Consider the following 14,667-nt stretch of genomic DNA (forward strand, 5'->3'; position numbering starts at 1 on the left):
CCCCGGGGGGGGGGTTTTGTTTCGCTTTTTTTTTGCTCTGGGGGTATTCCTACGCGTTCATCAAAACGCCGGGGGGGGGGGGGGGGGCGGGGGGGGGGCCCCCCCCCCGGCCCCCCAACGCCCCCTAGTCGTTGATCAGTTGGTCGATCAGTTGGCGAGGCGCTCGCCCGACGAGGTGGAGAACACGTGGGTCTCGCCCGCGCGCGGGACCACGTTCAGCACCGCGCCCTTCTCCGGCACCTGACGGCCGTTGACCCGGACCACGATGTCCTGCGGCTTGTCGTCGATCGTCGCCGTGCCGTAGACGTAGCCGTCCGCGCCCAGCTCCTCGACCACGTTGACCGTGACGGCCAGGCCGCCCTCGGTGGCGATGTCGAAGTGCTCGGGTCGCACGCCGACCGTCACCACGCGGTCACCGGCGTCCGCGGCCGCCGAGAGCGCCTCGCGGGCGATCGGGACCAGGGCGTCGCCGAACTTCACGCCGCCGTCGGTGATCGCGACCTCGACCAGGTTCATCGCGGGCGAGCCGATGAAGCCGGCGACGAACAGGTTCGCCGGACGGTCGTACATGTTGCGCGGGGTGTCCACCTGCTGGAGCAGGCCGTCCTTGAGCACCGCGACCCGGTCGCCCATGGTCATGGCCTCGACCTGGTCGTGGGTGACGTACACGGTGGTGATGCCCAGGCGGCGCTGGAGGCTCGCGATCTGCGTGCGGGTGCTGACGCGGAGCTTGGCGTCCAGGTTGGACAGCGGCTCGTCCATCAGGAACACCTGCGGCTGGCGCACGATCGCGCGGCCCATCGCGACGCGCTGGCGCTGACCGCCGGAGAGCGCCTTCGGCTTGCGGTCGAGGTAGGCGCGCAGGTCCAGGATGTCCGCGGCCTCTTCGACCTTCTTGCGGATGGTGGCCTTGTCCACGCCGGCGATCTTGAGCGCGAAGCCCATGTTGTCGGCGACGGACATGTGCGGGTACAGCGCGTAGTTCTGGAACACCATCGCGATGTCCCGGTCCTTGGGCGGCAGGTGCGTGACGTCGCGGTCGCCGATGCGGATGGCGCCGCCGTTGACGTCCTCCAGCCCGGCCAGCATGCGCAGGGAGGTGGACTTGCCACAGCCCGAGGGGCCGACGAGGACGAGGAACTCGCCGTCCTCGACGTGCAGCTCCAGCTGGTCCACGGCGGGCTTGTCGCCCCCGGAGTAAATGCGGGTCGCCTTGTCGAACGTGACAGAAGCCATGGTGGTGAATCCCTTCTACCGGCAGGAACGTGCCGGACGATCCGAGTAGGAAGGTCTAGTCCAGTCGCTGGACTCCGCCCGACGCTACCCGCCGCGGTCCCCTCCTGTCAGCACCTGGCCCGGGGTGACTTCCGCGACTGTCGGAGGCGGCTGCTCCGCGTCGTGGCCGGCGCGCCTCGGGTACCCGGGGGCGTGGGAGGAACGCCCGGGCGAGGGGTCGCGGGGGTCGCAAAGTACTTCGCGGCCCGGTCTGGCGGCTGTGTAGAGTGAAGGCGATTCCGTGCGCGCACGGTGTCGCGCGCCTCCTTAGCTCAGTCCGGCCAGAGCAACGCTCTTGTAAAGCGTAGGTCGTCGGTTCGAATCCGACAGGGGGCTCCATCCCAGGTCAGAGGTTTGCCGGCCGAGGGATTCGTACAGAGGTGGAAGGCCCCGGGCGGTTGCCCGGGGCCTTTCGCGTGGGGTGTTCGCGGGGATCAGTGGCGGCCCGAGATGCGGTCGGCCAGGCGGGCCAGGGGGGTCGTCGTGGGGGTGTGCGTGCGGGTTTCGCGGCGGTCGGCCTCGCGATAGGCGGCGTACAGGGCCTGGACGCCGAGCCAGCGGAAGGGTTCCGGCTCCCAGCGGCGGACGCGGTGGTCGACCCAGGGGAGGGTGGTCAGGGCCGTGGGGCCGCCCTGGCCGGAGTCCTGCTGGACCAGATCGCACAGGGTGCGCGCGGCCAGGTTGGCGGTGGCGACCCCGGAGCCGACGTAGCCGCCGGCCCAGCCCAGGCCCGTCGCCCGGTCGAGGGTGACCGAGGCGCACCAGTCGCGCGGGACGCCGAGGACGCCGGACCAGGCGTGGGTGATGGGGGTGCCGGTGAGCTGGGGGAAGAAGGACGTGAGGAGGGTGGTGAGGGCCTCGACGGTGGCGGGCTGGGTGCGGCCGTCGTTGTCGGTGCGCGAGCCGTATCGGTAGGGGACCCCGCGGCCGCCGATGGCGATGCGGTCGTCGGCGGTGCGCTGGGCGTACATGTAGGCGTGGGCCATGTCGCCGAGGGTGGCGCGGTCGGCCCAGCCGAGGGAGTCCCAGGTGGCGGCGGACAGTGGGGCGGTCACGATCATCGAGGAGTTCATGGGGAGCCAGGAGCGCTTCTGGCCCTTGAGCGAGGCGGTGAAGCCTTCGGTGCAGCGCAGGACGTAGGGGGCGCGGACGGTTCCGTAGGGGGTGACGGCCCGCTTGGGGGCGATGGCGGTGACCGGGGTGGATTCGTGGATGGTCACGCCGAGGCGTTCGCAGGCGGCGGCGAGGCCGGTGACGAGCTTGGCGGGGTGGATGCGGGCGCCGTGCGGGCTCCAGGTCCCGCCGACGGCGTCGGCGACGTCGACGCGGGCGCGGGTGTCGCGGGCGCCGAGCAGGACGCGGTCGTTCTCGCCGAAGGCGGTCTCGGCGGCGTGGAAGGTCTTGAGGCGGGCCAGTTGGGCGGGGCTGCGGGCGACTTCGAGGACGCCGCCGCGGTGGACGTCGGCGTCGATGCCTTCCTTCGCCGCGGTGTCGATGACCTCGGTGACGGTGTCGTTCATGGCCTTCTGGAGGCGTACGGCGGCGTCGTGGCCGTGCAGCGTGGCGTACCGGTCGCGGCCGGCGATGCCGTTGTAGAGCCAGCCGCCGTTGCGTCCGGAGGCGCCGTAGCCGCAGAACTTCTGCTCCAGGACGGTGATCCGGAGGAAGGGGGCGGCCTGCTTGAGGTAGTAGGCGGTCCACAGGCCCGTGTAGCCGCCGCCGACGATGACGACGTCGGCCGTGGCGTCGCCGGTGAGGGGTTCGCGGGGTGGCGGGGTGCCGTCCGAGGCGTACCAGAAGGAGATGCCGCCGTTGATCGTCGCGCTGGTCATGGGGGAGTGGTACACCGCGTTCCGCAGGGGTGTCCAGGGTCTCGATCACGGGCCTTATGGCCGATGCGGCCCAGCGGGGGTGGTTCCTAAGGTGGAGTCCGGATATATCCATCGATTTGTGGTGTACGGGGTAGGGAGAGGGTGGGTCGGATGCGCAAGAGGGTGACGGCGGCCGTGGCGGCGCGGGTGGTCGCGCTGGGCGCCGCCGCGGTGCTGTTGGGCGGGGCGGTGCTGGGCTGTTCCTCGGACGCGGCCGAGGGTGCGGGCGGGCAGGCTGCGGCCGGTGTGGTGCGGACCAGCCCGATCGCCGGGGACCTGTCGAAACTGCCGGCCCGGGTGGACGGCTCGAAGATCGTGGTCGGCCGCGCGGACGCGCCGCGGACGCTGCAGGTGCTGGTGGATCCGCGGTGCGGCCACTGCGCGAAGTTCGAGGAGGGCGGCGGTCGGACGCTTTCGGAGCTGGCCGGGGCCGGGAAGGTGAAGGTGGAGTACCTGCTGGCGTCCTTCACGGACCAGGGCGGGGCCAGCGGCTCGGTCAAGGCGGTGAACGCGCTGCGGGCGTCGCTCGACCAGGGGAAGTTCGCGGAGTACCACGCGGCGGTCTTCGCCAGCCAGCCGAAGGGGAGGTTCACCGACGGGCACCTGTTGGAGATCGCCTCCGCGGTGCCGGGGCTGCGGGGCGCGGACTTCGACGGCGCGGTCGAGGGGATGACGTACAAGGGGTGGGTCACCGAGGCGGAGAAGGGCTTCGAGGCGACGGGCAATGACCGGACGCCGCTGGTGTTGCTGGACGGGAAGCCGGTGGGGACGGACGGGTCGATGTTCGACGCGGCCGCGTTCGCGGGGACGTTGAAGGCGGCCGGGATCGGGTAGCTGCGGGCGGATCGGTCCGCGGGCCGGTCGCCGGGGGCCTCGGTAGGGTCGGGGCATGGTCGACATTCCGGACGGGCTGGTCGAGGCGCAGCGGGAGTACAACGGGGCGCGGGGGCGGGAGTTCCTGGATGCGTTGCCGGCGCTCGCGGCGCGTTTCCTGGAGCGGTGGGAGCTGCGGCGCACGGGCCCCGCGATGCACGGGATGACGGCGTTGGTGCTGCCGGTGCGGCGGGCCGACGGGAGCGCGGCGGTGCTCAAGCTCGTCCTTCCGGACGAGGAGAACGCGGGGGAGGCGCTCGCGCTGCGGGCCTGGGACGGGCACGGGTGCGTGCGGTTGCTGGAGCACGACGAGGGCTCGGGGGCGCTGTTGCTGGAGCGGCTCGACGAGGATCGGCCGCTGTCGGCGCTGGCGGAGGCGCAGGGGGACGCGCGGGGTGCGGTGCGGGTGGTCGCGGAGTTGTTGGGGCGGCTGACGCGGGTGCCGGCTCCGGTGGGGTTGCGGGGGTTGGGGGAGATCGCGGCCGGGTTGGCGGCCGAGGCGCCGGGGGCGGTGGCGGGGCTGGCGGACGCGGGGGAGCGGGGGTTGTTGCGGGACTGCGCGGCGGCGCTGGCGGAGGTGGCGGGCGAGCCGGGGGACCGGCTGCTGCACTGGGACCTGCACTTCGAGAACGTGCTGGGTGCGGGGGACCGTAGGGGCGCGGGCGCGGGCGCGGCGCAGGGGGCGTGGTTGGCGATCGATCCGAAGCCGTTGTCGGGGGATCCCGGGTTCGAGTTGCTGCCGGCGATCGTGAACCGGTTCCGTGCGGATGAGGTGCTGTGGCGCTTCGACGTGCTGGCCGGGGAGTTGGGCTTGGATCGCGAGCGGGCGCGGGCGTGGACCCTGGGGCGGGTGGTGCAGAACGCGGTGTGGGACGTGGCGGACGGTGAGTCGGCCCTGGGGGAGGAGCAGGCGGAGGTGGCGCGGTTGTTGCTCGGGCGGTGAGGGCGGTGGGGGCTGTGAGGGCGGCTTAGGCTGCGGGAATGATCCGTACAGCGACTGAAGCCGATGTCCCCGCGATTCACGCGATGGTTCGTGAACTCGCCGAGTACGAGAAGGCCCTGCACGAGGTGCGGGCCACGGAGGAGCAGCTCCGGGAGGCCCTGTTCGGCGAGCGGCCCGCGGTGTTCGCGCACATCGCGGAGACCGAGGCGGGCGAGGTGGCGGGCTTCGCGCTGTGGTTCTTGAACTTCTCGACGTGGCGCGGTGTGCACGGCATCTATCTGGAGGACCTGTACGTCCGCCCGGAGCACCGTGGTGGGGGGTACGGGAAGGCGCTGCTGCGGGAGTTGGCGGGGCTCTGCCGGGAGCGGGGTTACGAGCGCCTGGAGTGGTGGGTGCTGAACTGGAACCAGCCGGCGATCTCCTTCTACGAGTCGCTGGACGCGGTGGCGCAGGACGAGTGGACGGTGTTCCGGCTGACGGACGACGCCTTGGCGCGGCTGGGGGGTTAGGCGTCCCCGGGCCGGTGGGTTCAGGGTTCCAGGACGACCTTGCCGGTGGTGGCGCGGGTCTCCAGGGCGCGGTGGGCGGCCGCGGCTTCGGCGAGGGGGTAGCGCTGGAGGGCTGGGCGCAGGCGGCCCGCGGCGGCTTCGGCCAGGGCGCGGGCCTCCAGGGTGCGGATCGGGTCGGGGCCGCCGGCGCGCCGGAGCATGGCGGGGCCGAGGACGGGCTGCGTGGTGATGCCGCGGGCGGTGAGGGCGGCGCGTTCGGCGTCGGTGAGGGTCAGCGGGCCGCCGGATCGGCCGAAGACCAGGTGCAGGGCGCCGGGGGCGAGCAGGTCGAGGGCGGTGCGGGCGACCGTACCGCCGACGGAGTCGAAGAGGACCGTGGCGCCGGGGGCGCGTAGGTCGTCGAGGTGGGCGCGGATGGCGACGGGCCAGTCGGGGCGGGTGTAGTCGAGGGCGAGGTCGGCGCCGTTGGCGCGGGCCTTCTCGGCCTTGGCGGCGCCGCCCGCGAGGGCGATGACGGTGGCCCCGGCGTTCTTCGCGTGTTGGACGAGGAGGGTGCCGATGCCGCCGGCGGCGGCGGGGACGAGGGCGATGGAGCCGGGGCCGAGGTCGGTGAAGCCGAGGATTCCCAGGGTGGTGCGGCCGGTTCCGATCATGGCGACGGCCGCGGCGGGGTCGAGGCCGGGCGGGACGACGTGCAGCCGTTCGGCGTCGGCGACGGCGTGTTCGGCGTAGCCGCCGGGGGCGAAGCCGAGGTGGGTGACGACCCGGCGGCCGAGCCACTTCGGGTCGGTGCCGGGGCCGAGGGCGTCGACGGTGCCGGCGACTTCGCGGCCGGGGACGGTGGGCAGGTCGGGGAGGGCGGGCAGGGGGCCTTGTTCGCCTTGGCGCAGCACGGTGTCGAGGAGGTGGACCCCGGCGGCGGCGACGGCGATGCGGACCTGGCCGTGGGCGGGGACGGGGGTTTCGGTCACCTCGTGGACGAGGTTCTCGGCGGGGCCGAAGGCATGGAGTCGGATGGCGCGCATGGCACCGACTCAACAACCTGAAGCGTGGTTGAGGTCAAGGGTGTGGCGCCGGTCCGGCGCCGGGCCGGCCCGCCCTGTCAGTGGGTTGGGTCAGGATGGGCGCATGGCGCGAAAAGTGAAGGCTGTGCGGCGGGCAGAGGTGCGGTTGCCGGAGTTGCGACCCTTCGGCGGCGGCGCCGACGGGGACGGGCCCGGGCCCGGGGGCGCGGTCGGGCGCCCGGAGCTGGAGCCGGACGGGGACTACGACGGGCTGGAGTTCGCGGACCTGGACCTGGGCGGGCAGGACGGCGTCGGGGCCCGGTTCATGGACTGCGCGCTACGGCGCTGCGCCCTGGACGAGACGGGGCTGGCGCGGGCCCGCTTCATGGACGTGGTGCTGGAGGGGGTGCGCGGGGTCGGCACCGATCTGGCGGAGGCTTCGCTGCGCGACGTGGAGCTGCGGGACGCCCGGCTGGGCGGGGTACAGCTGCACGGGGCGGTGCTGGAGCGGGTGCTGGTCAGCGGCGGGAAGATCGATTACCTGAACCTGCGCAAGGCCCGGCTGAAGGACGTGGTCTTCGAGGGCTGCGTCCTGGTCGAGGCCGATTTCGCGGGCGCGGTGTTGGAGCGGGTGGAGTTCCGTGACTGTGCGCTGCGCGGGGTGGACTTCAGCGGGGTGCGGATGACGGACGTGGACCTGCGGGGCGCGGCCGAGCTGGACATCGCGCGGGGGGTGGAGTCGCTGGCGGGTGCGGTGATCAGCCCGCCGCAGCTGCTGGACCTGGCTCCGGCGCTGGCGGCGCAGGTGGGGCTGCGGGTGGAGGTGTAGGGGGCGGTACCGGTGGCGGTGGCGGTACCGGTGGCGTTCCGGGGCTAGGCCGGGACGCGGGGGAAGCGGGTCTGGAGGGTCCAGATGGTCGGGTTGTCGGCCAGCCCGTCGTGCATGTCGGTGAGGTCCGCGATCACGTCGTGGAGGAAGTCGCGGGCCTCGCGGCGCAGCAGGCGGTGGCTGAAGGTGATGGGGGCTTCCTCGGGATCCATCCAGTCGGCCTCGATGTCGACCCAGCCGAAGCGGCGCTCGAAGAGCATGCGGTCCGAGGATTCGGTGAAGTCGAGTTCGGCGTACTGGCGGTTCGCGGCGCGGCTGCCCCGGGGGTCCTGGTCGAGCTGCTCGACGATGTCGCACAGCGCCCAGGCGAAGTCCAGGACGGGCACCCATCCCCAGGCTGTGGATACTTCCCGGTCCGCGTTGGTGTCGGCGAGGTAGACGTCGCCGCAGAAGAGGTCGTGGCGCAGGGAGCGGACGTCCGCCGAGCGGTAGTCGGTCTGCGGGGGGTCCGGGAAGCGCCGGGAGAGGGAGTAGCCGATGTCGAGCACGTGGTCGATGGTGTCACGGGTGGGGGGTTCGTGCGGCCGCAGGGGCGGTCGCGGGGAGCCCGTGGGCCCTCCGGCGCGCTCCCCGCGGCCGCACGCCCGGGTCAGTGGACGTTGACGGCGTTCCAGGTGGCGGCGACCGCCGCGCGCTCGGGGCTACCGGCGCCGTAGAGGTCGGTGGCGGCCTGGAGGGTGGCCACGCGGGCCCGGGAGTAGTTGGTGGTCGAGGTCATGTAGACGCTCAGGGCCCGGTACCAGACGCGGACGGCCTTCTCGCGGCTGATGCCGAGCAGCTTCGAGCCGTCGTAGGTGGGGGAGTCGTAGGTGATCCCGTTGATCACCTTGCGGCCGCTGCCCTCGGAGAGGAGGTAGAAGAAGTGCCGGGCGGGGCCGGAGGCGGCGTCGGGGCTGAGGTTGCCGATGTCGCTGGACCAGTAGTCGCGGGAGACGCCGTCGCTGCTCGGGCGGTCCATGGTGCGCAGGGCGCCCTTGTAGACGCGTTCGCCGATGAGGTAGTCGCCGATGTCGGTGGGGTTCTCCGCGAAGAACTCGCCGGCGGTGCCGAGGATGTCGGAGGTGCCTTCGTTGAGGCCGCCCGATTCACCGGAGTAGAGGAGTCGGGCGGTGGCGGAGGTCAGGCCGTGGGCGAGTTCGTGGCCCACGATGTCGAGGGAGGTGGGCGGCTTTCCGCTGCCGGGGGCGCCGTCGCCGTAGCTCACGCAGCCGCAGGAGTCGTCCCAGAAGGCGTTGTTGAAGTTGGTGCCGTAGTGGACGCGGGAGACGACGCCGCGGCCGTCGCCGCGGATGCCGTTGCGGCCGAGGACGCCCCGGTAGAAGTCCCAGGTGACGGCGGTGCCGTAGTGGACGTCCACGCCGGCGGTCTGGCGGTTGGTGGGCTTGCCGTTGCCCCAGACGTCGTCCGCGTCGGTGAAGAGGATCCCGCCGGTGCTCTGGTTCTGGGCGTCGAGGGTGCGCTGGTCGCCGCGGGGGAGGTCGCGCAGCTGGAAGAGGGAGCCGCTGGGGTTGGTGCCGAGGGGGACCGTGCCCGCGTACTGGCTGTTGCCGCTGCCCGCGTGGACGGTGTCGTAGGAGCCGAGGACGGCGCCGCTGCGGGCGTCGGTCACCGTGTGCAGTTCGCTCGGGGTGCCGTCGGGGCGGGGGGTGCGGGTGACGGTGTCCCAGGCGGGGGCGGGGGTGTCGGTCGCGGCCCAGATGATCCGGCGGGCGCCCGGTCTGGCGGCGGCGGCCGGGGCGGCGGCGAAGGTGGTGGCCGCGGTGGCCGCGGCGGCCCGCAGGGCGGCCGGGGCGGTGGCGTCGGTGGTGGTGCGGGTGCCGTCGGGGCGCTGGTGGACGATCAGGTCGCCGCCGAGCACGGGGATCCCGCCGATGGCTCGGTCGTAGTGGGTGTGGGTGGTGCCGTCGGCGTCGGTGGTGGTGGCACCGGGGCGGACGGTGAGCTGCTCGGCGGTGGCGGCGGCGGGGCCGTTCGGTCCGGCCGGTCCCGCGGGGGTCGCGCTCGCCGGGGCGGCGAGGGTCGCGAGGGTGGCGGCGAGCACCGCGGTGGTGGCGGTGGCGAGTCGGACGAGGGTGCGGGGGGAGGACGCGGGGTGGGTCACTCTGGCTCCTTCGCTGGCGGCAGCGGCCGGGGTGTGGCGCGTGAGCGGAGCGTGCCAGCGGAGGGTGCGGAGGGGACAGGGATGTGACGGGTGCCGGGACGTGGTTGTCCGAAGAGTGGGCGTGACTGTCCGGATTACGGCGGGTGGGGGCGCGGCGGTGCGGGGGCTGGGCGCGGGGGCCCACGGGGGCGGGGCGGGGCGGCGTACGGGTACGGGCCCGGGCGCGGTCAGGAGGGGAGGAGGCGTTGCTCCTTGGCGACCGAGACGGCGCCGGTGCGGGTGTCGACACCGAGCTTGTCGTAGATCCGGCCCAGGTGGGTCTTGACGGTGGCCTCGCTGATGAACAGGGCGCGGGCGATGTCCCGGTTGCCCAGGCCCCGGGCGAGCTGGCCCAGGATGTCCAGCTCGCGCTCCGTCAGGGTGGGCTTCGTACCGCGCATGTGGGCCATCACCCGGCTGGCCACCGGCGGGGAGAGCGTGGTGCGGCCCTGGGCGGCGGAGTGGATGGCCGCGAAGAGTTCCTCGGGCCGCTCGGCCTTGAGCAGGTACCCGGTGGCGCCCGCGCCGATGGCGCGGGTGATGTCGGCGTCCGTGTCGTACGTCGTCAGCACCAGCACGTGCGGCGGCGGCGGGCCGGGGAGCGCGGCGATGCGGCGGGTGGCCTCGATGCCGTCGATGCCCTCGCCGAGTTGGAGGTCCATCAGGACGACGTCCGGCCGCAGCGCGGCGGCCAGGGCCACCGCCTCCTCACCGCTGCCGGCCTCGCCGACCACCTCGATGTCCGGCTCGCTGCCGAGCAGGGCGAGCAGGCCCGCCCGCACGACGAGGTGGTCGTCGCACAGGAGGATCGTCGTCGGCGCCGGCGTCGTCGGCTGTGCCGGTGAGGTCATCGGGGGGACTCCAGGGCTGTGGGGGAGGGGGTCAGGGGGAGTGCCGCGGAGAGGACCGTGCCCTCGGACGGGGTGGACTCGACGGTCAGCGTGCCGCCCAGTTGGCGGACCCGGGCGCGCATCGCGGGCAGGCCGTGGCCCCGGTCGGAGCGGCCGGGCGCGGGCGCCGCGGAGGCGGTCGCGGGAGCGGGGAAGCCGCGGCCGTCGTCCGCGATGTCCAGGACCACCTGGTCGCCGAGGAAGCTGAGCGTGAGGGCAGCGGTGCGGGCGCCGGAGTGCTCGCGGACGTTGGCCAGGGCGCCCTGGGCGATGCGCAGCAGCGCGGACTGGGTGCGGGCCGGCAGCGGTACGGGTGCGCCCTCCAGGTGGAAGCGGACGGTGACCTCGGGGCCGGCGTCCAGGCCGCGGAGCGCCTCGGTGAGGGGGACGCCGTCGGCGAGTTCGGACGGGGCCAGGTCGTGCACCAGGCGGCGCGCCTCGGCGAGGCCGCGGGCGGCGATGTCGGTGGCGGTACGGACGTGCGCCCGGGCGGTGGCCGGCTCCGCGTCCCAGGTCCGCTCGGCGGCCTGGAGCAGCATCTGCTGGCTGGAGAGGTTCTGGGCGAGCGTGTCGTGGATCTCCATGGACAGGCGCTGGCGCTCGGCGAGGGTGCCTTCGCGGCGCTCGGTGGCGGCCAGCTCCCGGCGGGTGCGGATGAGGTCGTCGATGAGGGTGCGCTGGGCCTGGGTCTGGCGCTCCATGTGGACGAACACGGCGGTCGCGAGGGCGGCGACGGCGGGCGGGGCCAGCAGCAGGTTCGGGTCGAAGGCGGTGGCGAGCTTGAGCTGGGCGGCGACCACGAAGGCGGTGAGCAGGGCGACGAGGACGACGGCGGCACGGGGCGGGAGGGTGCGCAGGGCGGTGTAGAAGAGCGGGACGGCGCACCAGGCGAAGCTGGGGGCGAGGACGACGAGGACCACCCAGGTGGTGACGACGAGGGCGAGCCAGGTGAGGTGGCGGGGGGTGGGCTCGGCCTTGCCGGTGGCGGTGGCGGTGGCGGTGGTCTTGGCCTTGCCCGTGGCTCTGGCCGTGGTCGGGCCGAGGACGTAGAGCAGGGCCAGGGTGATGCTCAGGGCGATGATCCACGGGGTGCGGGGTTCGCCGGGGTGGCGCAGGAGGAAGCGGGCCACGGAGGAGCCGAGGAGGAGGAAGAAGGCGGCGTGGACGACGGTGGTGAGCGTGCGGCTGGGTGGGGGCGGGGTCACGGGGTCTTCTTCCTCCTCCGGAGTGGGTGGTGGGCGGGGCGTCCCGTCCATCGTGCCTGGTCGAGGGCGGTGCCGCGCCTCAATCGCCGGCGAGGCGGAAGGGTTCGGCCCGGACCCGCGCCTCAAACGCCGGCGAGGCTGAAGTTCAGCCTGCCCGGCGTTTGAGGGCCCGCCGGAGGCCCCCGAGGCGGCGCCTCAAACGCCGGCGGGGCTGACTCCGGGCTCCGGCCGGACCCGCGCCTCAATCGCCGGCGGGGCTGGGTTCGGTCCGGCTGAAGTTCAGCCCGCCCGGCGTTTGAGGGCCCGCCGGAGGCACCGGAGGCAAGACAACCGTGGCCCCTCCGGGCGGGCTCCGCATCGACCGATCGGTTGACCCCCGGGTCAACCGGAGCGGCCGCGCGGGGGAGCCGGTGCGGGGATCCGGTGGGGTGGGGCGCCGGGACACGATCGGGGGGTAGCCGAAACCCGGGCCAGCAGGCCCCCGGTAACCCCAGGAGCAGCCATGAACACCCGTACCCGTGTCCTCACCGGTGCCGCCCTCGCCCTCGCCCTCGGAGCCGGCACCTTCGGAGCCGTCAGCGCCAGCGCGGCGGACGCGGCCCCGGCCCCCGCCCCCGCCTCCGCCGCGGCGAAGAAGGGCGACGACAAGAACTTCACCACCTCGACCCACCTCACCATCGACGCCGCCACCCGCGCCGCCCAGGCCGCGCTGCAGGCGGCCGAGAAGGAGAACCAGAAGGTGACGGTCGCGGTGGTCGACCGCAACGGCAACACCATCGTGACCCTGCGCGGCGACGGCGCGGGCCCGCAGTCCTACGAGTCGGCGCAGCGCAAGGCGTACACCGCCGTGTCCTGGAACGCCCCGACCTCCGTCCTCGCGGGCCGCCTCGCCCAGACCCCGAACCTGAAGGACATCCCGGGCACCCTCTTCCTCGGCGGCGGCACGCCGGTCCAGGCCAAGGGCGCCCCGGTCGCGGGCATCGGCGTGGCCGGCGCGCCGAGCGGTGACCTGGACGAGAAGTTCGCCAAGGCGGGCGCGGACTCCCTCACCAAGTAGGGGTGTCGCGGGCGCCGCGCACCCGCCGCGCAAGTCCCGAAATGTAGGACACCCCTACTATCGGAGCGTGGATCACCGCGCCCTGCTCCCCGTCCCCGCCGTCGCGACCGGCCTCGCCCTGCTCCTCGTGCTGCTCACCGGGTGTACGGGCGGTCCGGTGCAGGGGAAGCCGGGGGCGTCCGGGCTGCGCGACCCGCTCTTCCCGAAGGCGGGCAACGGCGGTTACGACGTACAGCACTACACGCTCGACATCGGCTACGAGCCCCGTCAGCGGCACCTGACGGGGACCGCCGTCATCACGGCCCGCGCCACGCAGGGACTCAGCTCCTTCAACCTCGACCTCGCCGGGCTCGACGTGAAGGGCGTCACCGTCGAGGGCGCCGGCGCCCGCTTCAACCGGACGGGCAACGAGCTGACGGTGCGCCCCGCCGAGGAGCTGGAGAAGGGCGAGGTCTTCCGCACACAGGTGAGCTACTCCGGTACCCCCAAGGTCATCCGCGACGTGGACGACTCCAAGGAGGGCTGGATCCCCACGGACGACGGCGCGGTGGGGGTGGGCGAGCCGGTCGGCTCGATGGCCTGGTTCCCGGGCAATCACCACCCGAGCGACAAGGCGACGTACGACATCACGCTCACCGTCCCGCAGGGGTACGAGGCGGTGTCCAACGGGGAGCTGCGCTCCCGGACGGACGACGGCGCCGGGCGGACGGTCTTCGCGTGGCACGGCGCCGAGCCGATGGCGAGCTACCTGGCGGTGGCCGCGATCGGCAAGTACAGGATCACGACGGGGAAGACGCCGTCGGGGATCCCCGTGTACGACGCCGTCGCGCCGGAGGAGGAGGCGGCCGGCGCGGGCCCGCTCGCCCGGCTGCCCGAGATGGTGGAGTGGGGGAGCGGGAGGTTCGGGCCGTACCCCTTCAGCACGACCGGGGCGATCGTCGAGCGGCGCGGCACCCTCGGCTACGCGCTGGAGACGCAGACCCGGCCGGTGTTCTCCGGTGCGCCGAGCGAGCTGCTCGTCCTGCACGAGCTGGCGCACCAGTGGTTCGGCAACTCCGTGTCGCCCAAGGCGTGGAAGGACATGTGGCTCAACGAGGGCTTCGCGACCTACGCCGAGTGGCTGTGGTCGGAGGACCACGGCGGGCCGAGCGCGCAGGATCGCTTCACCGCCTTCCTGGAGGGCGACACCCACGTCGATCCCGACGCCGACCGGCCGTGGGGGGAGTTCCCGCCGGCCGAGCCGCCTGGGCCCGAGCACATCTCCGACGACCCCGTGTACTACCGGGGTGCGATGGCCTTGCACCGGATCCGCCAGGAGGTCGGGGACCCGGCCTTCTTCGCGCTGGTGCGCGGCTGGGCGGCCGAGCACCGGCACGGGAACGCCGGTACGCGCGATTTCACGGCCTACGCCGAGAAGTCGACCGGGCACGACCTGGGCGAGATCTGGGACGTGTGGTTGTACGGGAAGGACAAGCCGAAGGTCAGCGACGGTCGGTGAGCGGCTTGCGCATGACCGTGCAGGGGCGGCCGCGTTCGAGGTCCGGGGCCCGGCGCAGTTCGGTATAGCCCTGGGTGGTCCAGAAGGCGAGGCCGGCCGCGTTGTCGTCGAGTACCGCGAGGCGCAGGCCGTCGCGCCCCGCGGCGCGGAAGCGGTCCTCGATGTGGGCGGTGAGCGTACGTCCGTACCCCGCGCGGTGGGCGGTCGCGTCGATCAGCAGCAGGCCGATCCAGGGGTCCGGGTCGCCGGAGGCCGGGTCGGGGTGGTGGTCGAGGGTGGCGGCCAGGCCGACGAGGCGGCCCGCCGAGCGGGCCAGCAGCACCTGGGCGCCGTCGTGGGCGAGCTCGTCGGCGAGCGCGGCCGCGACCTGTTCGACGGTGATCCGCGCCGGGTCGGGGAAGTCTCCGCTGAGTTCGAAGAAGGCGCGGTTCGTCGCGTAGAGGGCGGCGATCTCGGTGAGGACCGGGCCGGGCAGGGCGCCGTCGACGGGGACGAGGGGTTCGATGATCACCC

General features: G+C 73.6%; 14 protein-coding genes and 1 tRNA gene. 7 read left to right on the forward strand and 8 right to left on the reverse strand.

Annotated features, from left to right (window positions below):
* Positions 1–147 precede the first annotated feature (147 nt).
* Complete coding sequence (locus ACIBEA_RS31445) at positions 148–1,236, reverse strand: ABC transporter ATP-binding protein (RefSeq protein ID WP_399266586.1); 1,089 nt, start codon at positions 1,234–1,236, stop codon at positions 148–150.
* A gap of 300 nt (positions 1,237–1,536) precedes the next feature.
* Between ACIBEA_RS31445 and ACIBEA_RS31450 the strand changes: the two genes are divergently transcribed.
* Positions 1,537–1,614, forward strand: a tRNA-Thr gene (locus ACIBEA_RS31450).
* Between the two features lie 95 nt (positions 1,615–1,709).
* On the opposite strand, the gene ACIBEA_RS31455 is transcribed toward ACIBEA_RS31450, so the two are convergent.
* Positions 1,710–3,107 (reverse strand): NAD(P)/FAD-dependent oxidoreductase, encoded by a 1,398-nt coding sequence (locus ACIBEA_RS31455; protein ID WP_399266587.1) that lies wholly within the window; start codon positions 3,105–3,107, stop codon positions 1,710–1,712.
* Positions 3,108–3,257: 150 nt separating this feature from the next.
* On the opposite strand from ACIBEA_RS31455, the gene ACIBEA_RS31460 reads away from it, so the two are divergent.
* The 3 genes from ACIBEA_RS31460 to ACIBEA_RS31470 are packed head-to-tail and all read left to right on the forward strand — an operon-like array spanning position 3,258 to position 5,471.
* On the forward strand, positions 3,258–3,980 hold the full coding sequence (locus ACIBEA_RS31460; RefSeq protein WP_399266588.1) for a DsbA family protein: 723 nt from the start codon (positions 3,258–3,260) through the stop codon (positions 3,978–3,980).
* Positions 3,981–4,035: 55 nt separating this feature from the next.
* Positions 4,036–4,962 carry an aminoglycoside phosphotransferase family protein gene (locus ACIBEA_RS31465; RefSeq protein ID WP_399266589.1) on the forward strand — a complete coding sequence of 309 codons (927 nt, stop codon included), beginning with the start codon at positions 4,036–4,038 and terminating at the stop codon, positions 4,960–4,962.
* Positions 4,963–5,000: 38 nt separating this feature from the next.
* Entirely contained in the window at positions 5,001–5,471 is a 471-nt protein-coding gene (locus tag ACIBEA_RS31470; protein WP_399266590.1) for a GNAT family N-acetyltransferase, read from the forward strand.
* A gap of 20 nt (positions 5,472–5,491) precedes the next feature.
* Here the strand turns inward: ACIBEA_RS31470 and ACIBEA_RS31475 are convergent, their stop codons facing one another.
* Positions 5,492–6,496: a zinc-binding dehydrogenase gene (locus ACIBEA_RS31475; protein WP_399266591.1), complete on the reverse strand. Its 1,005-nt coding sequence runs from the start codon at positions 6,494–6,496 to the stop codon at positions 5,492–5,494.
* 103 nt (positions 6,497–6,599) lie between these two features.
* Between ACIBEA_RS31475 and ACIBEA_RS31480 the strand changes: the two genes are divergently transcribed.
* Positions 6,600–7,304: a pentapeptide repeat-containing protein gene (locus ACIBEA_RS31480; protein WP_399266592.1), complete on the forward strand. Its 705-nt coding sequence runs from the start codon at positions 6,600–6,602 to the stop codon at positions 7,302–7,304.
* Between the two features lie 44 nt (positions 7,305–7,348).
* Here ACIBEA_RS31480 and ACIBEA_RS31485 read toward each other — a convergent pair whose 3' ends face one another.
* The 4 genes from ACIBEA_RS31485 to ACIBEA_RS31500 all read right to left on the reverse strand — a co-directional run bounded on the left by ACIBEA_RS31485 (position 7,349) and on the right by ACIBEA_RS31500 (position 11,650).
* The gene (locus ACIBEA_RS31485) at positions 7,349–7,852 is read right to left on the reverse strand and encodes a hypothetical protein (RefSeq protein WP_399266593.1); all 504 of its coding nucleotides are present in this window, start codon (positions 7,850–7,852) and stop codon (positions 7,349–7,351) included.
* A 101-nt stretch (positions 7,853–7,953) separates the two neighbouring features.
* On the reverse strand, positions 7,954–9,465 hold the full coding sequence (locus tag ACIBEA_RS31490) for a M4 family metallopeptidase (protein WP_399266594.1): 1,512 nt from the start codon (positions 9,463–9,465) through the stop codon (positions 7,954–7,956).
* 227 nt (positions 9,466–9,692) lie between these two features.
* A complete protein-coding gene (locus ACIBEA_RS31495) occupies positions 9,693–10,355 on the reverse strand; it encodes a response regulator (protein ID WP_399266595.1) in 663 nt (220 codons plus the stop codon).
* Positions 10,352–11,650: a sensor histidine kinase gene (locus ACIBEA_RS31500; protein ID WP_399266596.1), complete on the reverse strand. Its 1,299-nt coding sequence runs from the start codon at positions 11,648–11,650 to the stop codon at positions 10,352–10,354. Before ACIBEA_RS31500 ends, ACIBEA_RS31495 begins: the two co-directional genes overlap by 4 nt.
* Positions 11,651–12,101: 451 nt before the next feature.
* Between ACIBEA_RS31500 and ACIBEA_RS31505 the strand changes: the two genes are divergently transcribed.
* Positions 12,102–12,656: a heme-binding protein gene (locus tag ACIBEA_RS31505; protein ID WP_399266597.1), complete on the forward strand. Its 555-nt coding sequence runs from the start codon at positions 12,102–12,104 to the stop codon at positions 12,654–12,656.
* A gap of 67 nt (positions 12,657–12,723) precedes the next feature.
* The gene (locus ACIBEA_RS31510; RefSeq protein ID WP_399266598.1) at positions 12,724–14,154 is read left to right on the forward strand and encodes a M1 family metallopeptidase; all 1,431 of its coding nucleotides are present in this window, start codon (positions 12,724–12,726) and stop codon (positions 14,152–14,154) included.
* On the opposite strand, the gene ACIBEA_RS31515 is transcribed toward ACIBEA_RS31510, so the two are convergent.
* The gene (locus ACIBEA_RS31515) at positions 14,138–14,665 is read right to left on the reverse strand and encodes a GNAT family N-acetyltransferase (RefSeq protein WP_399266599.1); all 528 of its coding nucleotides are present in this window, start codon (positions 14,663–14,665) and stop codon (positions 14,138–14,140) included. The two genes, ACIBEA_RS31510 and ACIBEA_RS31515, sit on opposite strands and share 17 nt — an antisense overlap.
* Positions 14,666–14,667: the final 2 nt, after the last annotated feature.

The sequence above is a fragment of the Streptomyces sp. NPDC051555 genome, from assembly GCF_044454405.1.
Classification (GTDB): domain Bacteria; phylum Actinomycetota; class Actinomycetes; order Streptomycetales; family Streptomycetaceae; genus Streptomyces.

Coding starts and splice junctions, on each gene's coding strand:
- ACIBEA_RS31470 (WP_399266590.1), top strand. CDS start 5,001: ATGATCCGTACAGCGACTGAAGCCGATGTCCCCGCGATTCACGCGATG.
- ACIBEA_RS31445 (WP_399266586.1), bottom strand. CDS start 1,236: ATGGCTTCTGTCACGTTCGACAAGGCGACCCGCATTTACTCCGGGGGC.
- ACIBEA_RS31465 (WP_399266589.1), top strand. CDS start 4,036: ATGGTCGACATTCCGGACGGGCTGGTCGAGGCGCAGCGGGAGTACAAC.
- ACIBEA_RS31505 (WP_399266597.1), top strand. CDS start 12,102: ATGAACACCCGTACCCGTGTCCTCACCGGTGCCGCCCTCGCCCTCGCC.
- ACIBEA_RS31495 (WP_399266595.1), bottom strand. CDS start 10,355: ATGACCTCACCGGCACAGCCGACGACGCCGGCGCCGACGACGATCCTC.
- ACIBEA_RS31500 (WP_399266596.1), bottom strand. CDS start 11,650: ATGGACGGGACGCCCCGCCCACCACCCACTCCGGAGGAGGAAGAAGAC.
- ACIBEA_RS31475 (WP_399266591.1), bottom strand. CDS start 6,496: ATGCGCGCCATCCGACTCCATGCCTTCGGCCCCGCCGAGAACCTCGTC.
- ACIBEA_RS31480 (WP_399266592.1), top strand. CDS start 6,600: ATGGCGCGAAAAGTGAAGGCTGTGCGGCGGGCAGAGGTGCGGTTGCCG.
- ACIBEA_RS31455 (WP_399266587.1), bottom strand. CDS start 3,107: ATGACCAGCGCGACGATCAACGGCGGCATCTCCTTCTGGTACGCCTCG.
- ACIBEA_RS31460 (WP_399266588.1), top strand. CDS start 3,258: ATGCGCAAGAGGGTGACGGCGGCCGTGGCGGCGCGGGTGGTCGCGCTG.